The 16,983-nt window shown below is 68.2% G+C and carries 20 protein-coding genes and 1 pseudogene; 14 read left to right on the top strand and 7 right to left on the bottom strand.

Annotated features, from left to right (window positions below; translation table 11 throughout):
• Positions 1 to 647 precede the first annotated feature (647 nt).
• The 5 genes from FL344_RS22545 (at position 648) to FL344_RS22525 (ending at position 4,568) form a co-directional block, all read left to right on the top strand.
• Complete coding sequence (locus FL344_RS22545; RefSeq protein WP_228565279.1) at positions 648 to 1,727, top strand: MYXO-CTERM-anchored inactivated metalloprotease; 1,080 nt, start codon at positions 648 to 650, stop codon at positions 1,725 to 1,727.
• A gap of 322 nt (positions 1,728 to 2,049) precedes the next feature.
• Entirely contained in the window at positions 2,050 to 2,625 is a 576-nt protein-coding gene (locus FL344_RS22540; RefSeq protein WP_228565278.1) for a putative immunity protein, read from the top strand.
• Positions 2,622 to 3,029 carry a DUF1684 domain-containing protein gene (locus FL344_RS40080; RefSeq protein ID WP_228565277.1) on the top strand — a complete coding sequence of 136 codons (408 nt, stop codon included), beginning with the start codon at positions 2,622 to 2,624 and terminating at the stop codon, positions 3,027 to 3,029. The genes FL344_RS22540 and FL344_RS40080 overlap by 4 nt, the downstream gene beginning before the upstream one ends.
• A 34-nt stretch (positions 3,030 to 3,063) precedes the next feature.
• On the top strand, positions 3,064 to 3,804 hold the full coding sequence (locus FL344_RS22530; RefSeq protein ID WP_141619963.1) for an alpha/beta hydrolase: 741 nt from the start codon (positions 3,064 to 3,066) through the stop codon (positions 3,802 to 3,804).
• Positions 3,801 to 4,568: a glutathione S-transferase N-terminal domain-containing protein gene (locus FL344_RS22525; protein ID WP_141619962.1), complete on the top strand. Its 768-nt coding sequence runs from the start codon at positions 3,801 to 3,803 to the stop codon at positions 4,566 to 4,568. Before FL344_RS22530 ends, FL344_RS22525 begins: the two co-directional genes overlap by 4 nt.
• 17 nt (positions 4,569 to 4,585) lie before the next feature.
• Here the strand turns inward: FL344_RS22525 and FL344_RS22520 are convergent, their stop codons facing one another.
• Both FL344_RS22520 and FL344_RS22515 read right to left on the bottom strand, forming a co-directional pair.
• Positions 4,586 to 5,053, bottom strand: a complete 468-nt coding sequence (locus FL344_RS22520) for a hypothetical protein (protein ID WP_255508238.1) — start codon at positions 5,051 to 5,053, stop codon at positions 4,586 to 4,588.
• Positions 5,054 to 5,086: 33 nt separating this feature from the next.
• Positions 5,087 to 5,275, bottom strand: a complete 189-nt coding sequence (locus FL344_RS22515) for a hypothetical protein (RefSeq protein ID WP_194863209.1) — start codon at positions 5,273 to 5,275, stop codon at positions 5,087 to 5,089.
• Positions 5,276 to 5,347: 72 nt separating this feature from the next.
• Here FL344_RS22515 and FL344_RS22510 point away from each other — a divergent pair, with 72 nt between their 5' ends.
• The gene (locus FL344_RS22510) at positions 5,348 to 5,785 is read left to right on the top strand and encodes a YciI family protein (RefSeq protein ID WP_141619961.1); all 438 of its coding nucleotides are present in this window, start codon (positions 5,348 to 5,350) and stop codon (positions 5,783 to 5,785) included.
• Between the two features lie 166 nt (positions 5,786 to 5,951).
• A complete protein-coding gene (locus FL344_RS22505; protein WP_228565276.1) occupies positions 5,952 to 6,740 on the top strand; it encodes a DUF4163 domain-containing protein in 789 nt (262 codons plus the stop codon).
• Positions 6,741 to 7,366: 626 nt separating this feature from the next.
• Here FL344_RS22505 and FL344_RS22500 read toward each other — a convergent pair.
• On the bottom strand, positions 7,367 to 7,726 hold the full coding sequence (locus FL344_RS22500) for a DUF3175 domain-containing protein (protein ID WP_141619988.1): 360 nt from the start codon (positions 7,724 to 7,726) through the stop codon (positions 7,367 to 7,369).
• A gap of 460 nt (positions 7,727 to 8,186) precedes the next feature.
• Between FL344_RS22500 and FL344_RS39810 the strand changes: the two genes are divergently transcribed.
• Positions 8,187 to 8,321, top strand: coding sequence for a hypothetical protein (locus FL344_RS39810; protein WP_255508237.1), 135 nt, complete (start codon positions 8,187 to 8,189; stop codon positions 8,319 to 8,321).
• Between the two features lie 130 nt (positions 8,322 to 8,451).
• Here FL344_RS39810 and FL344_RS22495 read toward each other — a convergent pair whose 3' ends face one another.
• The gene (locus FL344_RS22495) at positions 8,452 to 9,372 is read right to left on the bottom strand and encodes a hypothetical protein (protein WP_141619959.1); all 921 of its coding nucleotides are present in this window, start codon (positions 9,370 to 9,372) and stop codon (positions 8,452 to 8,454) included.
• A gap of 241 nt (positions 9,373 to 9,613) precedes the next feature.
• Between FL344_RS22495 and FL344_RS39265 the strand changes: the two genes are divergently transcribed.
• Together FL344_RS39265 and FL344_RS22490 are read left to right on the top strand one after the other, a co-directional pair.
• The gene (locus FL344_RS39265; RefSeq protein ID WP_228565275.1) at positions 9,614 to 9,844 is read left to right on the top strand and encodes a hypothetical protein; all 231 of its coding nucleotides are present in this window, start codon (positions 9,614 to 9,616) and stop codon (positions 9,842 to 9,844) included.
• A 33-nt stretch (positions 9,845 to 9,877) separates the two neighbouring features.
• Positions 9,878 to 10,876 carry a hypothetical protein gene (locus FL344_RS22490; protein ID WP_228565274.1) on the top strand — a complete coding sequence of 333 codons (999 nt, stop codon included), beginning with the start codon at positions 9,878 to 9,880 and terminating at the stop codon, positions 10,874 to 10,876.
• Between the two features lie 261 nt (positions 10,877 to 11,137).
• Here the strand turns inward: FL344_RS22490 and FL344_RS22485 are convergent, their stop codons facing one another.
• Positions 11,138 to 11,467 carry a hypothetical protein gene (locus tag FL344_RS22485; RefSeq protein WP_141619958.1) on the bottom strand — a complete coding sequence of 110 codons (330 nt, stop codon included), beginning with the start codon at positions 11,465 to 11,467 and terminating at the stop codon, positions 11,138 to 11,140.
• Positions 11,468 to 12,063: 596 nt separating this feature from the next.
• Between FL344_RS22485 and FL344_RS22480 the strand changes: the two genes are divergently transcribed.
• Both FL344_RS22480 and FL344_RS22475 read left to right on the top strand, forming a co-directional pair.
• Positions 12,064 to 12,615: an RNA polymerase sigma factor gene (locus tag FL344_RS22480; protein ID WP_225887953.1), complete on the top strand. Its 552-nt coding sequence runs from the start codon at positions 12,064 to 12,066 to the stop codon at positions 12,613 to 12,615.
• A 56-nt stretch (positions 12,616 to 12,671) separates the two neighbouring features.
• The gene (locus tag FL344_RS22475) at positions 12,672 to 13,613 is read left to right on the top strand and encodes a cation diffusion facilitator family transporter (protein WP_141619957.1); all 942 of its coding nucleotides are present in this window, start codon (positions 12,672 to 12,674) and stop codon (positions 13,611 to 13,613) included.
• Positions 13,614 to 14,024: 411 nt separating this feature from the next.
• Here FL344_RS22475 and FL344_RS40075 read toward each other — a convergent pair whose 3' ends face one another.
• Together FL344_RS40075 and FL344_RS22465 are read right to left on the bottom strand one after the other, a co-directional pair.
• Positions 14,025 to 14,234 carry a hypothetical protein gene (locus FL344_RS40075; RefSeq protein WP_368667446.1) on the bottom strand — a complete coding sequence of 70 codons (210 nt, stop codon included), beginning with the start codon at positions 14,232 to 14,234 and terminating at the stop codon, positions 14,025 to 14,027.
• A 50-nt stretch (positions 14,235 to 14,284) separates the two neighbouring features.
• A pseudogene (locus tag FL344_RS22465) lies at positions 14,285 to 14,497 on the bottom strand (acyl-CoA dehydrogenase family protein); the annotation flags it as partial.
• Positions 14,498 to 14,648: 151 nt separating this feature from the next.
• Here FL344_RS22465 and FL344_RS22460 point away from each other — a divergent pair.
• A complete protein-coding gene (locus FL344_RS22460) occupies positions 14,649 to 16,169 on the top strand; it encodes a M20/M25/M40 family metallo-hydrolase (RefSeq protein WP_141619955.1) in 1,521 nt (506 codons plus the stop codon).
• A gap of 13 nt (positions 16,170 to 16,182) precedes the next feature.
• Positions 16,183 to 16,500 carry an alkaline phosphatase family protein gene (locus FL344_RS40070; RefSeq protein ID WP_368667445.1) on the top strand — a complete coding sequence of 106 codons (318 nt, stop codon included), beginning with the start codon at positions 16,183 to 16,185 and terminating at the stop codon, positions 16,498 to 16,500.
• The last annotated feature ends 483 nt before the right edge of the window (positions 16,501 to 16,983 follow it).

The following is a 16,983-nucleotide window of genomic DNA, read 5'->3' as shown; positions in this document are numbered from 1 at the left end:
GGGGCCGCCGGAGCCGCCTCGGACGAGCACCCACGCTGATACGCATTCAGCGCCTGCTTGAACCGCGCTCGCTCTTCCTCGGGCCATGCCTTGGGGACCTTCGCCACCGCTTGCTGTTGGTCCGCGACCGCTTCCTGGCAATGGCCCTGATGGAAGGCCACCAGGGCCGAGGACTCGAGCGCATAGGGATTCTCGGGTGCGAAGCGTCGCCCCACCTTCGCCCCACCTTCGCCAAGGGCTCTGCTTCCGCGTACTTCCCTTCCTGCGCTCGCAGCCACACCAACTCTGTCGCGGGCCACCAGGCCTCGGGCGACAAGCGGTTCAGGGCGCGAAGTCAAGCCAGGCATCATCGCTTCCAGGAATTTGCGCGACACGTGCGCGAAGCCACCGCAACTCCTCCTCTTGGGACAGGTACTCCTCATAGCCAGTCGCGCTGAGCCTGAACGTGCGCGGATACCCGATGGGATGCCACGCCAGTTTCGCTGGCTCGCAGACGTGAGCGGCCAGCGCCTTGATGAATTACTCGGTCATGCCGTAGGGCGCGGATGGTCACCCGGTCCACCAGTGCCAACAGGCGCTCGGCGCCCGGAGGCAGGTTGGTGAGGGGTTGGGCGACAATCACCTGGTGCGCCGAATCCACTGCCGCTTTGTTCGACCTGAGCCGGAACTCGCGGCGTATCACCCGCACCGTCTATGATTTTCCGGACATGACCCCTGCCAGATTTTTTCTTCTCATTCCTCTCGTCGTCCTCGTCGGTGTGACCAACGCGCGGGCACAGCCATACGAACGTACACGATACGAAGGGCTGGAATTGTGCCGCGGCGACAGGACCGTGACCTATGCGATGACCACCTCGGGTGGCCCCCCGACCGCTGAAGAAAGGGCCGCAGTCACCGCCGCGTTCAACACCTGGAACCAGGCCGTGGCCAGTTGCTCGGACTTGGTGTTCACACCCGGCGAGGATGTGCCCCATCCCGCACCGCGACCTCTCGACGGGAAGATGCTGGTGACCTTCCGCCAGGTGAACTGCCCGGACATCGTCCCCGATGACGATGCCTGCTGGCAGAATGAATCCTGTCCCGACAAGTATGACTGTTGGCCCTTCGCGCCAAGGGACGTCGTCGAGGAGACGAGCTATTTCCAGCTGTCCACCGGTGAGATTCTCGGCACCGAGATCAGCCTCAACAACAGCAATGGCATGCTCACCACGCTGGATGGTCCCCCCTGCGACCAGGGAGTCATCGAGCCCGGCTGCGTCATCGGAGATGTCCAGAGCCTGGTGACACGCTCCATCGGCGAGGGGCTGGGGTTCGCCCTGCTGACACGCACCGATTCCACGATGTCTCGCGTCCTGCCATGGGGCGATACGCAGAAGCGCATCATCGACCCTGGTACGCTCCAAGGCATCTGCGAGACCTACCCTCGAGGGCTGCCAACCCCCGGGTGCGTCATCTCAACGGATGGCGGCGTCCCGGATGGTGGTGGCGACGTCCCGGATGGTGGTGGCGGCGTCCCGGATGGTGGTGGCGGCGTCCCGTCCGGCGATGGTGGTGTGTTGGAGGCTGACGGGGGTGTGGGTGTCCCGGACGCTGGTGCCAGCACCCCTGACGGCGATGGCGGCGCTCCGTCCAAGTCTGGCTGCACCACCACCTCCTCGGTGCCACTCCTAGGAGCGCTCATGCTCCTGATGGGGGCTCGACGCACTCGCCAACGCACACGGGGCTGAACACGGACACGGGCTCGGGGTTGTCGCTCCAGATGACAGATGGGTTCGGGCAGGGCTGGACGGTGGCCTACAACGGCGCGGGCACGGTCTATCCCGCGACGGCCACCCGGGACACGTTCTTCATCGGCACCAACGAAGGAACGATGGACTCGCTGGCGCAGGCGAACAGGTCCACTGCGAATCTCCTGCTTGAGCAGCCCCGCGAAAGTCCACTCGCGGCGTCCTGTCCATCCTCGGCTCCTGCCTCGCCGCCTCCTGGCGCCCCCTCCTCGCCTCCTCCTCGTCCGCGTGGGGGAACACGGCGCGACAGGAGGTCCCTGTCGTGCCGCCCATCGCCGACCCCATCGCGTCGACGAGGAGGCTGGGCGAGAATCTGGCGATGCCGATCCTGCCGAAAGAGCGAGACCCCAGGTTGATCACGATTCGTCGTGGCGGGAGCCTGACCGACGAGGACCACCACCTGCTCGCGGAGTGGGCTGCCCTCTGCGCGGAGCACGTCCTGCCCTTCTTCGAGAACGCGCGCCCTGAAGACGCGCGCCCCCGTGACGCCATCGCCGTGGGACGGGCGTGGATCAGGGGCGAAGTGAGGATGCGTGACGCCCACCAAACCGCGTTCGTGGCCAACGCCGCGGCTCGTGGGTTGCCGGACCCGGCCAGGTTCGCGGCTCTCGCGGCAGGCCAGGCGGTGGCCGTCGCCCACGTCGCTGCGCACTACTTGGGCGCGGCGGCGTACGCCATCCGGGCCGCCGCCGCGTCGGTCGCCGTGGGTAACGCAGAAGGGGCCCGTCTGCAGGAGCTCGGATGGCAGCGGGAACGGCTCCCCGCCACCCTCCGTGAGCTGGTCCTCGAAGACCAGCGGACGCGGAACGACATCTGCTGGGGCGTCTTCACGGGGTGACGCAGGCCCGAGGATTCACGCATTCGCGGTGCCGGGCCGAGTTGTGGTCGCCGGGGAGCCCGAGGAGCCGTCCGGCTCGGCGAGAACGTGCGCCCCCACCGGACGCTGGCCGTGCGCCTGGACGAGGTGTTCCGCCTCCAGGGCGAATTGGTGGCACGCGAGCGGCTGACGGTGCGGCGGGCGCAAACACCGGCTCGCGGCGATGCAGGAGGCGACGAGGCCCACCGCAACGAGACCAATGGCGCGGTGCGCGAGACCGTAGGGGCCCGGTGGTGCTGGACTACAACCGGGCCTACGACCCCACTTGCACCTTCTCCGCCTACAGCCTGTGCCCGCTGCCGCCGCGCCAGAACCAGCTTCCCTTGCGCGTGCAGGCAAGCGAGAAACGCCCGCAGAGTCAGTGAGCGCCGCGTCTCCCCTTCCGCTGTCGGAGGTCTGATGATGAAGCCCCTGCATCTCGCCGTGCTCCGGATGTTGCCTGCGCTCTGTCTCGCGTGTGCCCACCCGCCCCAGGCGCCCCGCGAGGCGCCGGTTGCTGCACCCGCGCTCACCTACGAGACCTACACCGTCGGAGCAGGCGAGCCCGAGTCGATGCTCGTCGCGCTGCACTACTCCGGGTCCACACCCGGGTTCTGGAGACCGCTGCTCGAGGACTGGCGCACCCCGACCCGCGTCGTGCTGCCGCGCGGCCCGCACCCGCGCAGGGAGGGCTTCACCTGGTTCGCCGCCGGCCACGAGCAGAAGACGACCGCGGAGAAGACCGCCGACGTGGAGCAGATGGCCGCGCGGCTCGCAGAGCTCATCCGCGAGCTGCGCGCCGCCCACCCCCGCATCCGCCGCGTCGCCGTGACGGGCTTCTCCTACGGCGGAGACCTTGCCTGGGCGCTCGCGCTGCGCCACCCCGGGCAGGTGGATGTCGCGGTGCCCATGGGCTCGCGCTTGCTCGGAGACCCCACGCCCGATGCACCGGCCACGCGGCGCGTGTGGGTGCTGCAAGGCGAAGTCGACCCCATCACCACTGCCCCGCAGACCGCGGCGCGCGTGGACGCACTGAAGGCAGCTGGTGTCCCTATCGACGTGAAGGTCTACCCCGACCTCGGCCACGACTTTTCACCGCAGCTCATCGAAGACTGGCGCACCTTCCTGCAGCAACAGCTGCGCACGGAGGCGCAGCAATGACGTGGACCCTGATTGGCGAAGCCGCTTCTCCCTGGTCCGAAAAGGCCCGCTGGGCGCTGGACCACCACCGCCTCGCGTATGCGTACCGCGAGCACTACCCGCTCATCGGCGAACTCTCGCTGCGGCTGCGGGCGCGGCGGCTGAAGGGCCGCGTGAGCACGCCCATGCTGCTCACGCCCGAGGGGCCGCTCATCGACTCCTTCCACATCGCTCGCTACGCGGACGCGCACGGCAGCGCGCCCACGCTCTTTCCGGCCGAGCACGCCGAGGAGATCGCCGCCTGGAACGCCCGCAGCGAGGCCGCGCTCGGCGCGGCGCGGGTGCGATACCTCGACCGGCTCGCGAACGACCGCGCCGCGAAGCTGGAGCAGCAACCACCCGCCTTCCCTGGCTTCGTGCGCCAGCTCTCGGTGCCCGCGGTGGACTTCGCCATGGCCTTCCTGCGCAGGAAGTACGGGATGCCGGACAGCAAGGCGGCGGAGGCCACGCTGGTATTCGAGTTGGAGGCGCTGCAGCGTGCGCTCGCGGGCGGCAAGCGCCACCTCGTCGCGAACCGCCTCACCTACGCGGACCTCGCGATGGCGGTGACGCTGCAGTTCGTGTCACCCGTGGACGGCGGGCACCTCGCGGTAGGCCCCGCCACGCGCGCGGCAGGCGTCCACCCGCAGCTGTGCACGCGCTATCCGGACATCGTCGCCTGGCGCGACACGCTCTACGCGCGGCACCGGCGCAGCGAGCAGCCCGCCGAGCCCGTCCGGGAGTAGCGTGCCTACGCCCACCTTCAGCGTCCGGCGTCGAAGCCCCCGAGCACGCCGGCCACGTTGAGGCCGAGGTCCTCCACAGCGTAGCCGCCCTCCCGCACGAACACCGTGGGCAGCCGCAGGTGCGCGAGGCGCCGGCCCATGAGGGGGGAGTGCTCGCGCTCGAGCGCGAAGGTGCTGATGGGGTCTCCCACGTAGGTATCCACGCCCAGCGACACCACCAGCGCATCCGGGCCGAAGCGGTCCACGGCGTCCAGCGCGGAGTCGAGCGCGGCGCTGTACTGCGCCCAGGTGGTTCCGCGCGGCAGCGGAAAGTTGTGGGTGACGCCCTCGCCGGCGCCGGCTCCGCGCTGGTCGGCGTAGCCGAGGAAGTTGAGGTACTCCGTCTCCGACGTGCCGTGCAGCGAGACAACGAGCACGTCGGCGTGCTCCCAGAAGATGTCCTGGGTGCCATTGCCGTGGTGGCAGTCCACGTCCAGCACCGCCACGCGCGCGGCCGCGCTCGCGCAGGTGCTGCGCCGTCAGCGCCGCGTTGATAACGATGGCGTGACGTGCTCAGCCGGGTACTCGCCCGCCGGGAGGTCCAGCTTCATCACGAAGCCGAGCACGTCCGCATGGAACGCGAGTGCCTTGGCCTGCTCGTCCACGAGCACGCTGCTCAGCGTCACCTTCATCGTCACCTCGGGGTGGTGGGATTGCCCTTCTCTCATCAACCGGAAAGTGGCGCCGCGTCAGCCGCTGCCTCTAGGGTTCCCCGCACCTGCTTCCCTAGGACCCTCACCATGACGCTCACGACCGCCCTGCTCCTGCTCACCCTCGGCGCCGCACCAGCCCAGCCCGCCGCGAAGAAGTTCGAGTTCGACAGGCACTACCTCGTCCTACTCGATCGCGTGCCTGGCGCCAAGAAGCTGCCGGAGGCCGAGCTGGCGCAGTTACAGAAAGAGCACCTCGCGCACCTCACGCGCATGGGGGAGAGCGGCAAGATGGTGCTCGCGGGCCCCTTCGATGAGCAGGACGACGTGGGCATGCGCGGCGCGTGCATCTACCGCACCGCCACCAAGGCGGAGGCGAAGCAGCTCGCCGAGCAAGACCCGATGGTGAAGGCGGGCCGGCTGAAGGTGCAGGTCATGGCCTGGTACACGGAGAAGGGCTACCTGGCGTTCCCCAAGGCCCCACCCGTCGAGGATGCCAAGGACGTGGCGAAGGACGCGGGCAAGTAGCGCCCACACAGGCGGGCCACCTCAGCCCTGCCCCCGCGGCACTCGCGGTGTCCTCTCCTTCCTCGGCCCCTGCCCCGCCCCGGGGTGCCATGCTCGCATCCTCCGCTTCCGCTTCGGGAAGCGCCTGACCCCAGAGCGGAATCCGGGCAGAATGGCGCGCATGCACATGAGCGCCCTGTTGATGGTGGCACTGCTCGCGGCTCCTGCCCAGCCGCTCAAGTGGAAGGTGACAGGAGCGGACGTCACGTTCGAGATGTCCGCGAAGGACCTACGCGCCCTGCGCGATGGCAAGGAGGTGTTCGGCCTGCAGTCACGCCAGGCAGACTTCCTCTCCAACTTCAAGGCCGAGGAGGGCACCAACACGTTCGGCTGGGAGGGCTCCCAGTCCATCAAGGTGCTGTCCGTGGTGGGCCCCTGGGTGAGCTACGAGAATTCGGACTCGGGCTTCACCGGGGGCGCGCACCCGTACGCGAGCACGTCCTACGTCACCGAGGACGTGACGAAGCCCAAGGGTGCCTTCTCGCTGCTGAGCGTGTTTCCCGAGAAGGACGTGGTCGCGGCGCTCAAGGCCGACCGCTTCATCCGCAAGCACATCCATGATGAGGCGGCATTCAAGAACGCCAGGACGGTGGAGGCGCTGATGCAGAGCCTGGAGCCCGGCGAGGACTGCGTGGGCTTCGACTCCGGTGGGCTCGAGTCCGTTAAGCGCTCGGTCGCGTTCCACCACATCGAGGGCAACAAGGTCGCCGTGCGCATCTCGTTCGGCTACGCCGCCGAGGCGTGCCGGGGGCGGAGCTTCGTGGTGGGCGTGCTGTTGACCATCCCCGCGGAACTGCGGCCAGCGCTCAAGCGCGCGGCCCAGCGGGAAGAGGGCTTCCTGATGAAGGATGCGAAGGCGGTGAAAGCCCCTTCCGTGCACTTCACGTGGGAGTCGCCCGAACCGAAGCAGGAGTGAGTGAGTCGGGCGAGTCCCATGGCGCCAGCCCTCGGCGAGGCAATCCAGATCCCTGGCGAAATCCCGACACGGCCAGCAGGAGCACCGCTGCAAGGGGCTCCTCGGCGGGTCGGAAGCGGAGCTGCTCCAGGCCCGCGCGCATGTCCGCGACGTCAAGGTGGCCGTAGACGCCAGCCGTAACGGTGGGCGAGGAGTGCCCGCTGATGCGCTGCACCACCGCCAGCGGCGCACGTCAGCCTTGGGAGCGTGCTCGACGTGTCCACAGCGGCGGCACTTGTGGCCCCCCCTCGACAAGCTGGACCCGGTTCATCGCTGACCGGAGCAGCGCGGCAAGGTCCACGTTCGGGAGCGCATCGAGCCATCCAGGCGAGGGAACACCAGCCCCGAGGGGCTCTCTCGCATCGCCTGGACGAGGAAGGGCCGCAGCTCGTGGTGCCCGCCTCCCAACTCCTCGTGACGAGGGTTTCCTCCTGCCCAGGGTCTACGTCCCCCTTCTAAAGAGCCACGAGTTCGCCCCGCCTCATTCCGGTATCGACGGCCGTGGCGCACAGGCACCGCCACTCGGGAGGGACCTGGGCAAGCACCGGCGCCACCTCCTCAGCCTTGAGATAGGACATGGCATCGCATCAGGCGGGTGGTGTGCCCTTCGTCGGCCGGCCGTAGAGTCTCCGGAGCTCATCCTTGGCTTGCTCAAGGGCCTGCCGCCTTTCCGGCGTCAGGCCGCGGCCCGCTCGGTTTTCGAAGAACGTGAGCATCGACATGGCGGACTGGAAGGGTGAAGCCTTCCGCCGGCTGCTTTGTTCCGCCGAGCGTTTCAGTGAGCGGGCCATGTCTTTCGGGTTCCGCGTGAAGACTCCCTCTTCGAGGTCGAGCGCGTTGCTTCGCTCCGTCACGTCGCGGGACCATCGGCGTTCCTGCTGACCTTCACCCGGCTCGCGCTGGTGACGCGCTGGTCTCGGGGCTCGCTGAGACGGCGGAGTGGGCATCCCGCGCGTTTCCGGGGACTTCGGACCGGGGCCCGCGACCTCTGCCTGGGTCAGGCGTGCCCGCCGGGATGTTCCCTTGCTTGTGCTCACGTCCAAGGACTCCGGAATGCGGTGTCGCCGTGGAGCACACGGGCCGCGCGGCCCGTGGCCTCCAAGCAGACGATGCGAGGTGGGTTGGCTGGTATCGCCGGGCCCTGGACGTTGCATCCCTCGGCCCGGCACCGGCCGGCCACACCCCGTCTGTCGTGACGCTGTTCATGGCGTGAGGCGTCGACAGGCTCGAAGTTCCGCGCGGCGCTGGAGCGGCCGACTCACGAGGGCCTTCAGAAGCGGCTGCCTGACTCGTCGGCCCGCTCGCTCAATGCGGTTCACGCCTCGCGAGGAGCCCACGCCAGCGTCGGCCGCGGGCAGTTGGCGCACGTGCGGGGCCTCCCTCTTCTGGGCCCCGCGCGACACGCACATGCACGACTGGCTCGGCATCGCGATGGGCGCCTTCGAGGGACCCACGAACACGACGATGGAAATGCACATCTTCGTCGAAGAGAAGGGCGACTCCTACGGCATCACCGATGGCTTGCCGCAACATGAGAGGTGATTGTTTTTGTCACTTCTCTGCCGAGCGCATATCGCGAATCGGTCGCTTCGCCTCCGGCCGGACGCGTCGCGCTCGCGATCGACTGGGGCAAGCAGCCCCGCGACCGCGAGCGCGCGTAGCGCCAGGGCGCTTACGGGGTCGGCGGCACAATCTCGCGTGCCGAGGGGTAGGCGAAGTCGACCCGCCGCCAGCCGTCCACGCGGAACGTCGTCTCCCAGCCGGCCCACGTGGCCGCCCGATTGTAGTGACCGGTGCTCTCGCCGTCGCGGTCGTGCCATTCGGTGAAGAGACGGAACTCGTTACGCGGCGTGCCGGAGGCGTCGAAGGGATTGGTGTCGAGGAACAGCAGGTTCCGGGTGCCACCCTCGACCAGATACGAGACCACCTTCACGCCGAGCCAGCGGCCTTCCTGCAACTGGTAGTCGAAGTGGGGCGTGAGCGAGAGGTGGTCGTAGGTCGGGTGGTCGAGCTCGCGGTAGGCCTGGGGCGAGGCGCCGCCGAACGGGACGTCCATGCCGACGCAGCTCGAGCGCGCTACCTCGGGCTTCGTGTGCTGGCCGCCGCGCATCTTCCAAGACATGGAGTGGTGCGTGCCGTTGTCCTCGTGGACGCGCACGTAGACGGTGGCCTCGAAGTTCAGGAGATCGTCGGGGCTGCCGATGAAGCCGTTCTCGAGGGCGCCGTCACGCCAGGTGAAGGACTGCTCGCCGCCGCCGGGACGGAGGTGGAGCCGCACCGTCTTTCCGGCGGGCTTGCCGCTCGCGTACGTGACGCGGTGGCCGGTGGTCGACCAATAGGGGACGCCGGATTCGAGGCCGGGCGTGGCCTCGTCGCCTTCCATGTCGAAGAATGGCTCGGAGTCGGTGGGGTCACCGTCGCCGAGGTGGAAGCTGCTGCCGGAGGGCTCGGAGGGGAACAGCATCCCCACTCCGTTCGGACCGACCTCCGCCACGGGAGCGGGAGCAGTGGCCGGGGCGGCGAGCGCCGGAGCGGCGGTGCCAATGACAAGCGCGGAGATGAACGAAGCTCTGAAGAAGTTTGGGAGCGTCATGGGCGGTGCGAACCGCGTGCGGTGACGAGATCATCCCGAACGGGGAGCGGCGGAGCGTGCGGATAGGCAAGCACGCGGCTCTATGCGCAGAGCCCGTTCGACTGACCTCCCGGGGGCGTGCGTGCTCCGTACAGCCGACGAGCCGAGCTTCTCACTCAGGGGCCACAGCGACGAGGTGGGCGCGAAAGCGCTGGTTCGCTGCCCCGGGCCCCTCGCCATCCCAGCCCTCAGGAGTCCCTACTTGTCGACCCAGTCGCTTGAGCGATCCAACTTCCGTCCCTCTTCCGAGCAGCGCAACGCCAGCCGAAGCGCGCGCGCCGCACTTCTTCTTGCTGCCGTCATGCACCTGGCGACGGCCAGCACGGCGTTCGCCGCGCCTTCGGGTGCGAACAAGAGCCCCGCCAAGGCCGACATCCAGACGGTCGAAGTCAAGATGAAGAGCATCACCAAGAAGTTCGAGAGGTCGGACTAGAAGGACCCCAACATTCTCGACGAGATCGCGAAGATGCTCGATGACGTCGAGACCCGCATCGCTCGCATCAAGGAGAGGGACAAGGACTGGGACACCTCGAGCTTCGAGACCTTCTTCTCGGAGTCCACCGCGAAGTGGAAGAACGCGAGCGAGGCGGTGAACGCGGCCCACGGCGAGATGCAGCTCGACCTGGAGCGCCGCGCCCGGTTCACGACCATCGGTGATCGCCACGGCGCCGCCATCCAAGCTGGGCTCATGGCCCGCGACGGACAGGTGCGAGGCGCGCTCGGGCATGTCCGGGAGGACATGGGGGCGATCCTCGCGGTCTCCGCCCTCGCCAAGGAGTGCGAAGACCGCCAGTACCCGACGATTCAGAAGTACTACGAGGACGAAGGGCGCGCGAAGCAGCCGAAGGTGGTCTGTGAGCTCGCCGGGAACCATCAGAAGATTGCTGAAACCTACGTGTCACTCGCGGCAAAGGCGCGCCTCAAGGTCGACCAGGAGGCGCTCACCGCGCTCGAGCAGGATGGCGCGCTCTCCAACGTCTGGCTCGCGCGCTTCAAGGATCCCACCGCGCACGCCAAGCAGGTCGCCAGCGAGTTCGCCGAACTCACCGCTTCGGCGAGCGTGACCATCGGCGCCGATCACTTCAAGCCGCTCGAGGCCCAGGCGAAGAAGTTCAAGGAGGTACTGACCGCCGCGGGCCGGGTTGATCGCTTCCCCAAGGCCTGGTCGACGAACGACGCGAAGCTCAATGGCTCGGTCTCCAGGCAGGTCAAGTCCTTCGGCGGTACGCTGGTGAAGCTCCGCACCTCCGGCACGACGATGGTCGAAAAGAACGACCTCGGCATCCCGCTCGCGCAGTCGACCCGTGGCGCGGCGCTCGTGCGCGTCGCGAGCGACGGCGGGTTCTGCCGGCTCTACGACGACGTAGGCTTCTCGGGGACCTACAAGGGAGGAGGGGCCTATGCCCCGCTCTCCTATGCCTCGGGGATCGAAGATGAGTTCAAGGTGACGGTCTGCTCGAAGTAGCGAGCACACCAACGACGCCCGTCGATGCGGTCCGGCTCCTCGAACCGGACCGCTCGCCGTCGTCTCGCCGCGCACGAGCGCCGCGCCCCCGGCCGCCACGAACATGCCCCGGCCGAAGACGGGATTGAAGACGCACACGGCGTCACCAACGATGCCCCGGTTCTCCGGGAAGCCCGCGAGGCGCTCGTAATGCCTCGCCAGGCGGCGTCAGAGCGGACATTTCATGGCGAGGGTCTGACGCGTGCCGTCCTGGTGAGAGACCTAATCGATGACGATTTCGCAGTCAGGGAGGCAGTACTGGACGTTGATGAGCGTGCGCGTGCCCGTCATGTTGGACTGACAAGCGGCGTACTGGGTCGAGGGCTTCCCGGGCTTGCGCGTGGTACCGCACTTCATCGTACAGGCCTGCACGTTCTCGACCCAGTAGATGAGGTCTCCGTTCGGGCAATGCGGCGGAATGCCCAGGCCCTGCTCGACGGTGGCGGGCGCCTCGCCCTCGGGGACATCCAGGGAGGCGTCTCCGCCTCCGCAAGCGATGAGGGAGAGGGAGAGCGCGGCGGCCCATGAGGCGGCGAGGCGGGAGACATTCATGCAAGGTTCCTTTCGGATGGTGAAGCCCGGGATGATGAATCACCCCTTCCTCGCGCTGAAGCACGCACCAGGTGTGGCGCGCCTTGGTGGCCCCATCCGTTGTTCTGAGATGTCCTCCAGGCCCGGGGGGCGCGCGGGAGGTGTCCCCCCCGCGGTGGGCGCCGAAGCATCGGATTTCCTCCGGGGGCTGCCCTCCAGGGCAGTTCGCTCCCGCTACCGGGTGGCTCACCGTCAGCGGGTTTCGGGCAGGCGAGGAAGTGCGCACATGCGCGTCGGGTTCTGGTGAGTCCTGGCTGGCCTGGGGGTGGCGGGCCTGGGGTGCGGTGAGGCCGTGGATTCGGCGGCAGTGGATGCGGAGAAGGAGACCTCGGAGGTGCCAGTGCAGGCCCTGGCCCGCGCGCCACCGGGCGCCGTCTACAAGGTGAAGGACGTCCTGCCGCCGGGTGCGCCGGTGCCATCTAACGCCTTGCCGGTCCCCGACTGGCTGACCTCTGACACGCGAGGCGACGCGCTGTGGGCCATTCCCGCCACCGTGGCCTTGTCCCACGCAGGAAGTCCACGCCCGCTGATGCACCGCGATGTGCGAGGCTGGAGCCATGTCCCCCGAGGTCCTCGCGCTCCTGCTCCAGAACCGCCAGCGCTTCCTCGCCTTCCTGACACCCCACGTCGGGAGCGTCGAGGCGGCGGAGGAGGTGCTCCAGGCCGCGCTGCTCAAGAGCGTGGAGCGCGGGAGCACCCTGCGTGAGGAGGAGCGAGCGGTGGCCTGGTTCTACCGCCTGCTTCGCAACGCGCTCATCGACCGCTACCGGCACGAGCAGCGCCAGGGGCGCGCCCTGCGGGCCTTCGCCGAGGAGAGCCCCCTGTCCACCGAGGACGCGGCCGAACTGGAGCGGACCGTCTGCGCCTGTGTCTCCACGCTCACCACCACCCTGAAGCCGGAGTACTCCGACGCGCTCCAGCGGGTGGACCTGGACGGGCAGACCCTGGCGGAGTTCGCGGAGGCGGCCGGCATCACCCACACCAACGCGAAGGTGCGCCTCCACCGGGCCCGGCAGGCGCTGGGCCGGAGACTGGAGCAGGCGTGCGGAACCACTTGCTGCCGCAAGGGCTGCGTGGACTGCCCCTGCGAGGAGGCGGGCGGACTGTAACCGGGGGCCCAGGCGCGTCGTCAGGAGGGAGAACTGGAACGAAGGAGCCGTTCTCCATGGCGGGACACTCGCACTCCCACTCGCACTCTCACGGACACGGGCACGCGCACGCGCACGCCGCGCCCGACTCGCACAGCCGGGCCTTCATGCTCGGCATCGGTCTCAACCTGGCCTTCGTCGGCATCGAAGCCACGTATGGCATCCTGTCCGGCTCGCTCGCCCTGCTGGCGGATGCGGGGCACAACCTGAGTGACGTGCTGGGGCTCGTCCTCGCATGGGGCGCGAGCGTCCTGGGCCGGCGCAAGGCGACGGAGCGCCATACCTACGGCTTCCGGAGCGCCACAATCCTGGCCGCGCTGCTCAACGCATTGCTGCTGCTGGTCGCGGTGGGCGGCATGGGCTGGGAGGCGGTGCGACGGCTGGGGCAGCCCACCACCGTGTCCAGCTTCACCATCATGTCGGTGGCGGGCGTGGGCATCGTCGTCAACGCGGCCACGGCGCTGCTCTTCTGGAAGGGCCGCGAGCGCGACCTCAACATCCGAGGCGCCTTCCTCCACCTTGCCGCTGACGCGGCCGTGTCGCTGGGCGTCGTCCTGGCGGGCCTCCTCATCTACTACACGGGTTGGGCGTGGCTGGACCCGGTGGTGACGCTGGCCATCGCGGGCCTCATCTTCGTGGGGACGTGGGGGCTGCTCAAGGACTCCGTCAACCTCGCGCTCCAGGCGGTGCCGGGACACATCGACGTGCGTCAGGTGCGCGAGCGGCTCGCTCAGACTCCGGGGGTGTCCGAGGTCCATGACCTGCACGTCTGGGCCATGAGCACCACCGAGGCCGCGCTCACCGCGCACCTCGTCATGCGGGAGCCGCGGCTGGACGACGCCTTCCTCGACGACGTGAAGCGGCGGCTCCATGACGAGTTCGGCATCGAGCACATCACGCTCCAGGTGGAGGAGGGGGCGCTCACGGGTTGCTGCCAGCTCGCGTTCGAGCCTGCCTGACGCGGCGGCCCGGAGCCGGCGTGGTGCCCACGGGCGTGAAGCCCCGGCCTCTGCGTGGAGCGGAGGCCGGGGGATAGGACGCACCCGGCCCCGGCTCCATTGGGGGCTCAGGCGCGCCGGGTGCCGTGCTTCACGGGGCACGTCTTGGGGAAGGTGCCCAGCGAGTCGACGGTGCAACATCAGCGAGCGGGCGAACAGGTGGACCAGCCGCTTGGGCGCGAGGTTCGAGGGCGGACAGGTGGTGAGCAGCGCATACGCCAAATAGGGACTCAGTTGAGGGTGGCGGGCAGGAGCGAAGCTGTGTTCCAAGCCGGTGGAGGCGCGCAGCCCCCTTGGGGTACACGCCTGTCCAGGCCGCCCTCCTACTAGGGGCGCGGCAAGGGCCTGGGCCTATTGGCGATGGCTTGAGCCTCAACACCACGCGGCGTGCGCTGGCCCTCGCGCCGCGGCCCGCCTTGCACTCCCCGTTGGCAGTCCCAGTTGCGCCAGAATCCCTCGCCCGTCTCCTTCACGTACCCCATGCCGCCGTGAAATGGCGTCCAGCCCGCATTGAATCGCGGCCCCGCTGATGGTCAGCTTCGCCAGGGAGATCTCCAACGCTGCTTCCTGGCCGCGGTCCATCTTCCAGTACGCCTGGTACAGCAGGAGCCGCGAGGCTTCGAGCCGCTGCTTCATCCGCCGACAGAGAAGACCAGCTCGGTGTCCACGCAGCCACGGCCCAAGGCCTCCATCACCCGGGCCGTGGTCAGCGTGTCCAGCCCCAGGCCGCCATGTGCCGTGGGGACGGAGAGTCCCAGAAATCCAAACTCACCACATCGCTGCCATGAGTCACGTGGCAAGACCTGACTGATAGACTTTGACGCCTCGGGGAACTGGGTTCGCGCGAACGCGAGAGCGCGGTCCTAAAGCTCCACCTGCTCGGGTGGCCAACTGAAGGTCATGGGTTCCTGGCGTTCCAAAGGATGACAGGACCGGGGGCCGCGCTTCGAACGCCTTGCCCACGCGCGCGGACTCGCCCCTCGGGGCAGAGGAAGGATGAAAGGAATACAGAAGAAGTCCGGCGTGCGCCTGCGTGGACCGTCAAAGACCTGTGAGCTGACTGCGTGGCGTGTGCATTTAATTAATGAAGACTACCATTACAGCATGCGCCTGCCCGAAATTGATGTGCAAGTGGTCGCGCGGAAGCTGTCGGAAGCCATCCGCCACCGGACCATTTCCTATCCAGTGGGTTCAGACGAAGCGAAACTCAATGAATCACATCACGCGCTCGTCGCGTTCCGGGAGTGGCTGAGCAGCGCCTATCCCGCCTTCTGCGCGGTGGCGAAGCGCGAGGTGGTGGGGGAATACAGCCTTCTGTTCACCTGGCAGGGGTCCGATACCTCGCTCGACCCGGTCCTGTTCCTGGCGCACATGGACGTGGTGCCGGTGGAGCCGCGGACCGAACCTGACTGGTCGCATCCTCCCTTCGCTGGGGCCATCGCGGAGGACCAGGTATGGGGGCGCGGGGCGCTCGACATGAAGGGCGCGTTGGTGACACTGCTGGAGGCCGCCGAGCGCCTCATTCAGGACGGCCACCAGCCGGAGCGCACCATCCACTTCGCCTTCGGACACGACGAGGAGAACGGCGGCCTGGAGGGCAGCCGGCGCATCGCGGAGTTGCTCGCGTCCCGGGGCGTCCGCCTCTTCTTCAGCGGCGACGAAGGGGGCGGGCTCGCGGGCCCGATCTTTCCGGGCGTAGCCAAGGACATCGCAGTGATTGGCGTGGCGGAGAAGGGGCTCCTGGTGGTGGAGGTCTCCACCCGGGGGGAGGGCGGGCACGCTTCGGCGCCGCTCCCGTTCAAGCGGCTCGCCATCGGCAAGCTCTTCACCATCCTCAAACGCCTGGGAAGACTGAGGTTTCGCAACGTGATGGACCTGCCCACCCAGCGGATGCTCGAAGCGCTGGGGCCAGAGTCCGGCCCCGTGCTGCGCCTGCTCATCCGTTACATCCGGTGGACCCGTCCCTTCCTCCAGCAACTGCTGGGGCGCATTCCCGCCTCGTCCGCGCTGTTCCACACGACGCTGGCGCACACCGTAGTGTGCTGCGGCGAGAAGGAGAACGTGCTCCCGCAACGCGCCCGGGCGGTGCTCAATCTGCGCCTGCACTTCGTGGACACCGTGCTCGGCGTGTTCGAGCGCATCCTCCGGGTGGTGGGCTCCGAGGCCGAGGTCCGGGTGGTGGAGCCCTCGCGTGAGGCGTCCACCGTGTCCAACATGGACGGGGAGGCCTACCACCTGCTGAAGACGACCATTGAGCAGGCGAATCCCGGGACCCTGGTGGTGCCCTATCTGGTCTCCGCGTGCACGGACTCGGTCTATTTTCAGGCGCTCACAGATAGTGTGTTGCGCTTCACCCCACTACCCATTGGGCCGGGTGAACAGTCACTCATTCATGGCACGAATGAGCGTGTTGGAATTCCGCAGCTAGGGGCCGCGGTCACTTTCTACATGCGGCTGATAATGACCGCAGGCCGTTTGAGCTCGACCGACACAGTCATGGCCCAACTTGGTCGGTGATTGGCTGGTTTCCGTGCGAGCAGTTTGCGCTGGGCATGGAACGTTGCGTCGTCTTGGACTTGCCTGGGCTCTGTGCGAGGCACACGAGCCCTCGGCGCCAAACAGGCAGGCATTCGCGGGACAGGGGCGAATGGTCACGCTCCAGCCCGTCCTGCCGGCGCTGAACCGCACGATGCAGGCGACGTTCCTGACGGGGAACTACCCCAGCATCGTCGCGGATGGCTGGCTGCAGCCAACCGCGAACATGACCACCGCGGCCTCGTGGGAAAGCTCCATGAGGCCGCATCGTCACGGCAAGCGTGGACGCCGTCCGACCCTCCTCCCTGAATGAGGCGGCGCCCCCCGCTCCAGGCCAGGGACCGGTACGCCCGTCCCAGCACGTAGACGCTCCCGACCAGTGGCTGCCCTCTGCCGCGAGCAGGCACTCCGGCAGGTGGCAGCGGTTCGCCGCCCCCTGGCCGACGCACACCGGAGAAAGGTGAGGCGGCCATCTGGCGCGAGGTGCACTGGGGAAAGGAGGCACAGCGCCAGGAAGAGCTCCGCCGCCAGCAGCGCGAGGATGCACGCCGTGAGGAAGCACGACAGGAAGAGCGGCGCCGCCAGCAACGCGAGGACGCACGACGAGATGAGGCCCGGCGGGAAGCGATGCGCAGAGGCTGGTAGCACCACTGCCCCTGGGGCCTACTCACCCACCTGAAGCGCACGCCGCTGTAGCGGCGCCCTGGTGTCGCTGTGACGAGCCCAATGGGCAGTCCTAGCAGCTCCAGAATCCCTCGCCCCCCTCCCGCCTCCTTCTCGTACGCCTGCACCCGCC

Source organism: Myxococcus sp. AB036A (genome assembly GCF_006547355.1).
Classification (GTDB): Bacteria; Myxococcota; Myxococcia; order Myxococcales; family Myxococcaceae; genus Myxococcus; species Myxococcus virescens.
The sequence above is the reverse complement of the archived record's forward strand: the minus strand, read 5'-3'. Positions and strand labels throughout refer to the sequence as shown.

Bases quoted from the DNA above. Each gene is read 5' to 3' on its own strand.
- FL344_RS22530 (WP_141619963.1), top strand. From the start codon at position 3,064: ATGATGAAGCCCCTGCATCTCGCCGTGCTCCGGATGTTGCCTGCGCTC.
- FL344_RS22525 (WP_141619962.1), top strand. From the start codon at position 3,801: ATGACGTGGACCCTGATTGGCGAAGCCGCTTCTCCCTGGTCCGAAAAG.
- FL344_RS22515 (WP_194863209.1), bottom strand. From the start codon at position 5,275: ATGAGAGAAGGGCAATCCCACCACCCCGAGGTGACGATGAAGGTGACG.
- FL344_RS22510 (WP_141619961.1), top strand. From the start codon at position 5,348: ATGACGCTCACGACCGCCCTGCTCCTGCTCACCCTCGGCGCCGCACCA.
- FL344_RS22505 (WP_228565276.1), top strand. From the start codon at position 5,952: ATGAGCGCCCTGTTGATGGTGGCACTGCTCGCGGCTCCTGCCCAGCCG.
- FL344_RS22500 (WP_141619988.1), bottom strand. From the start codon at position 7,726: ATGCCCACTCCGCCGTCTCAGCGAGCCCCGAGACCAGCGCGTCACCAG.
- FL344_RS39810 (WP_255508237.1), top strand. From the start codon at position 8,187: ATGCACGACTGGCTCGGCATCGCGATGGGCGCCTTCGAGGGACCCACG.
- FL344_RS22495 (WP_141619959.1), bottom strand. From the start codon at position 9,372: ATGACGCTCCCAAACTTCTTCAGAGCTTCGTTCATCTCCGCGCTTGTC.
- FL344_RS22490 (WP_228565274.1), top strand. From the start codon at position 9,878: ATGCTCGATGACGTCGAGACCCGCATCGCTCGCATCAAGGAGAGGGAC.
- FL344_RS22485 (WP_141619958.1), bottom strand. From the start codon at position 11,467: ATGAATGTCTCCCGCCTCGCCGCCTCATGGGCCGCCGCGCTCTCCCTC.
- FL344_RS22480 (WP_225887953.1), top strand. From the start codon at position 12,064: ATGTCCCCCGAGGTCCTCGCGCTCCTGCTCCAGAACCGCCAGCGCTTC.
- FL344_RS22475 (WP_141619957.1), top strand. From the start codon at position 12,672: ATGGCGGGACACTCGCACTCCCACTCGCACTCTCACGGACACGGGCAC.
- FL344_RS40075 (WP_368667446.1), bottom strand. From the start codon at position 14,234: ATGGACCGCGGCCAGGAAGCAGCGTTGGAGATCTCCCTGGCGAAGCTG.
- FL344_RS22460 (WP_141619955.1), top strand. From the start codon at position 14,649: ATGAAAGGAATACAGAAGAAGTCCGGCGTGCGCCTGCGTGGACCGTCA.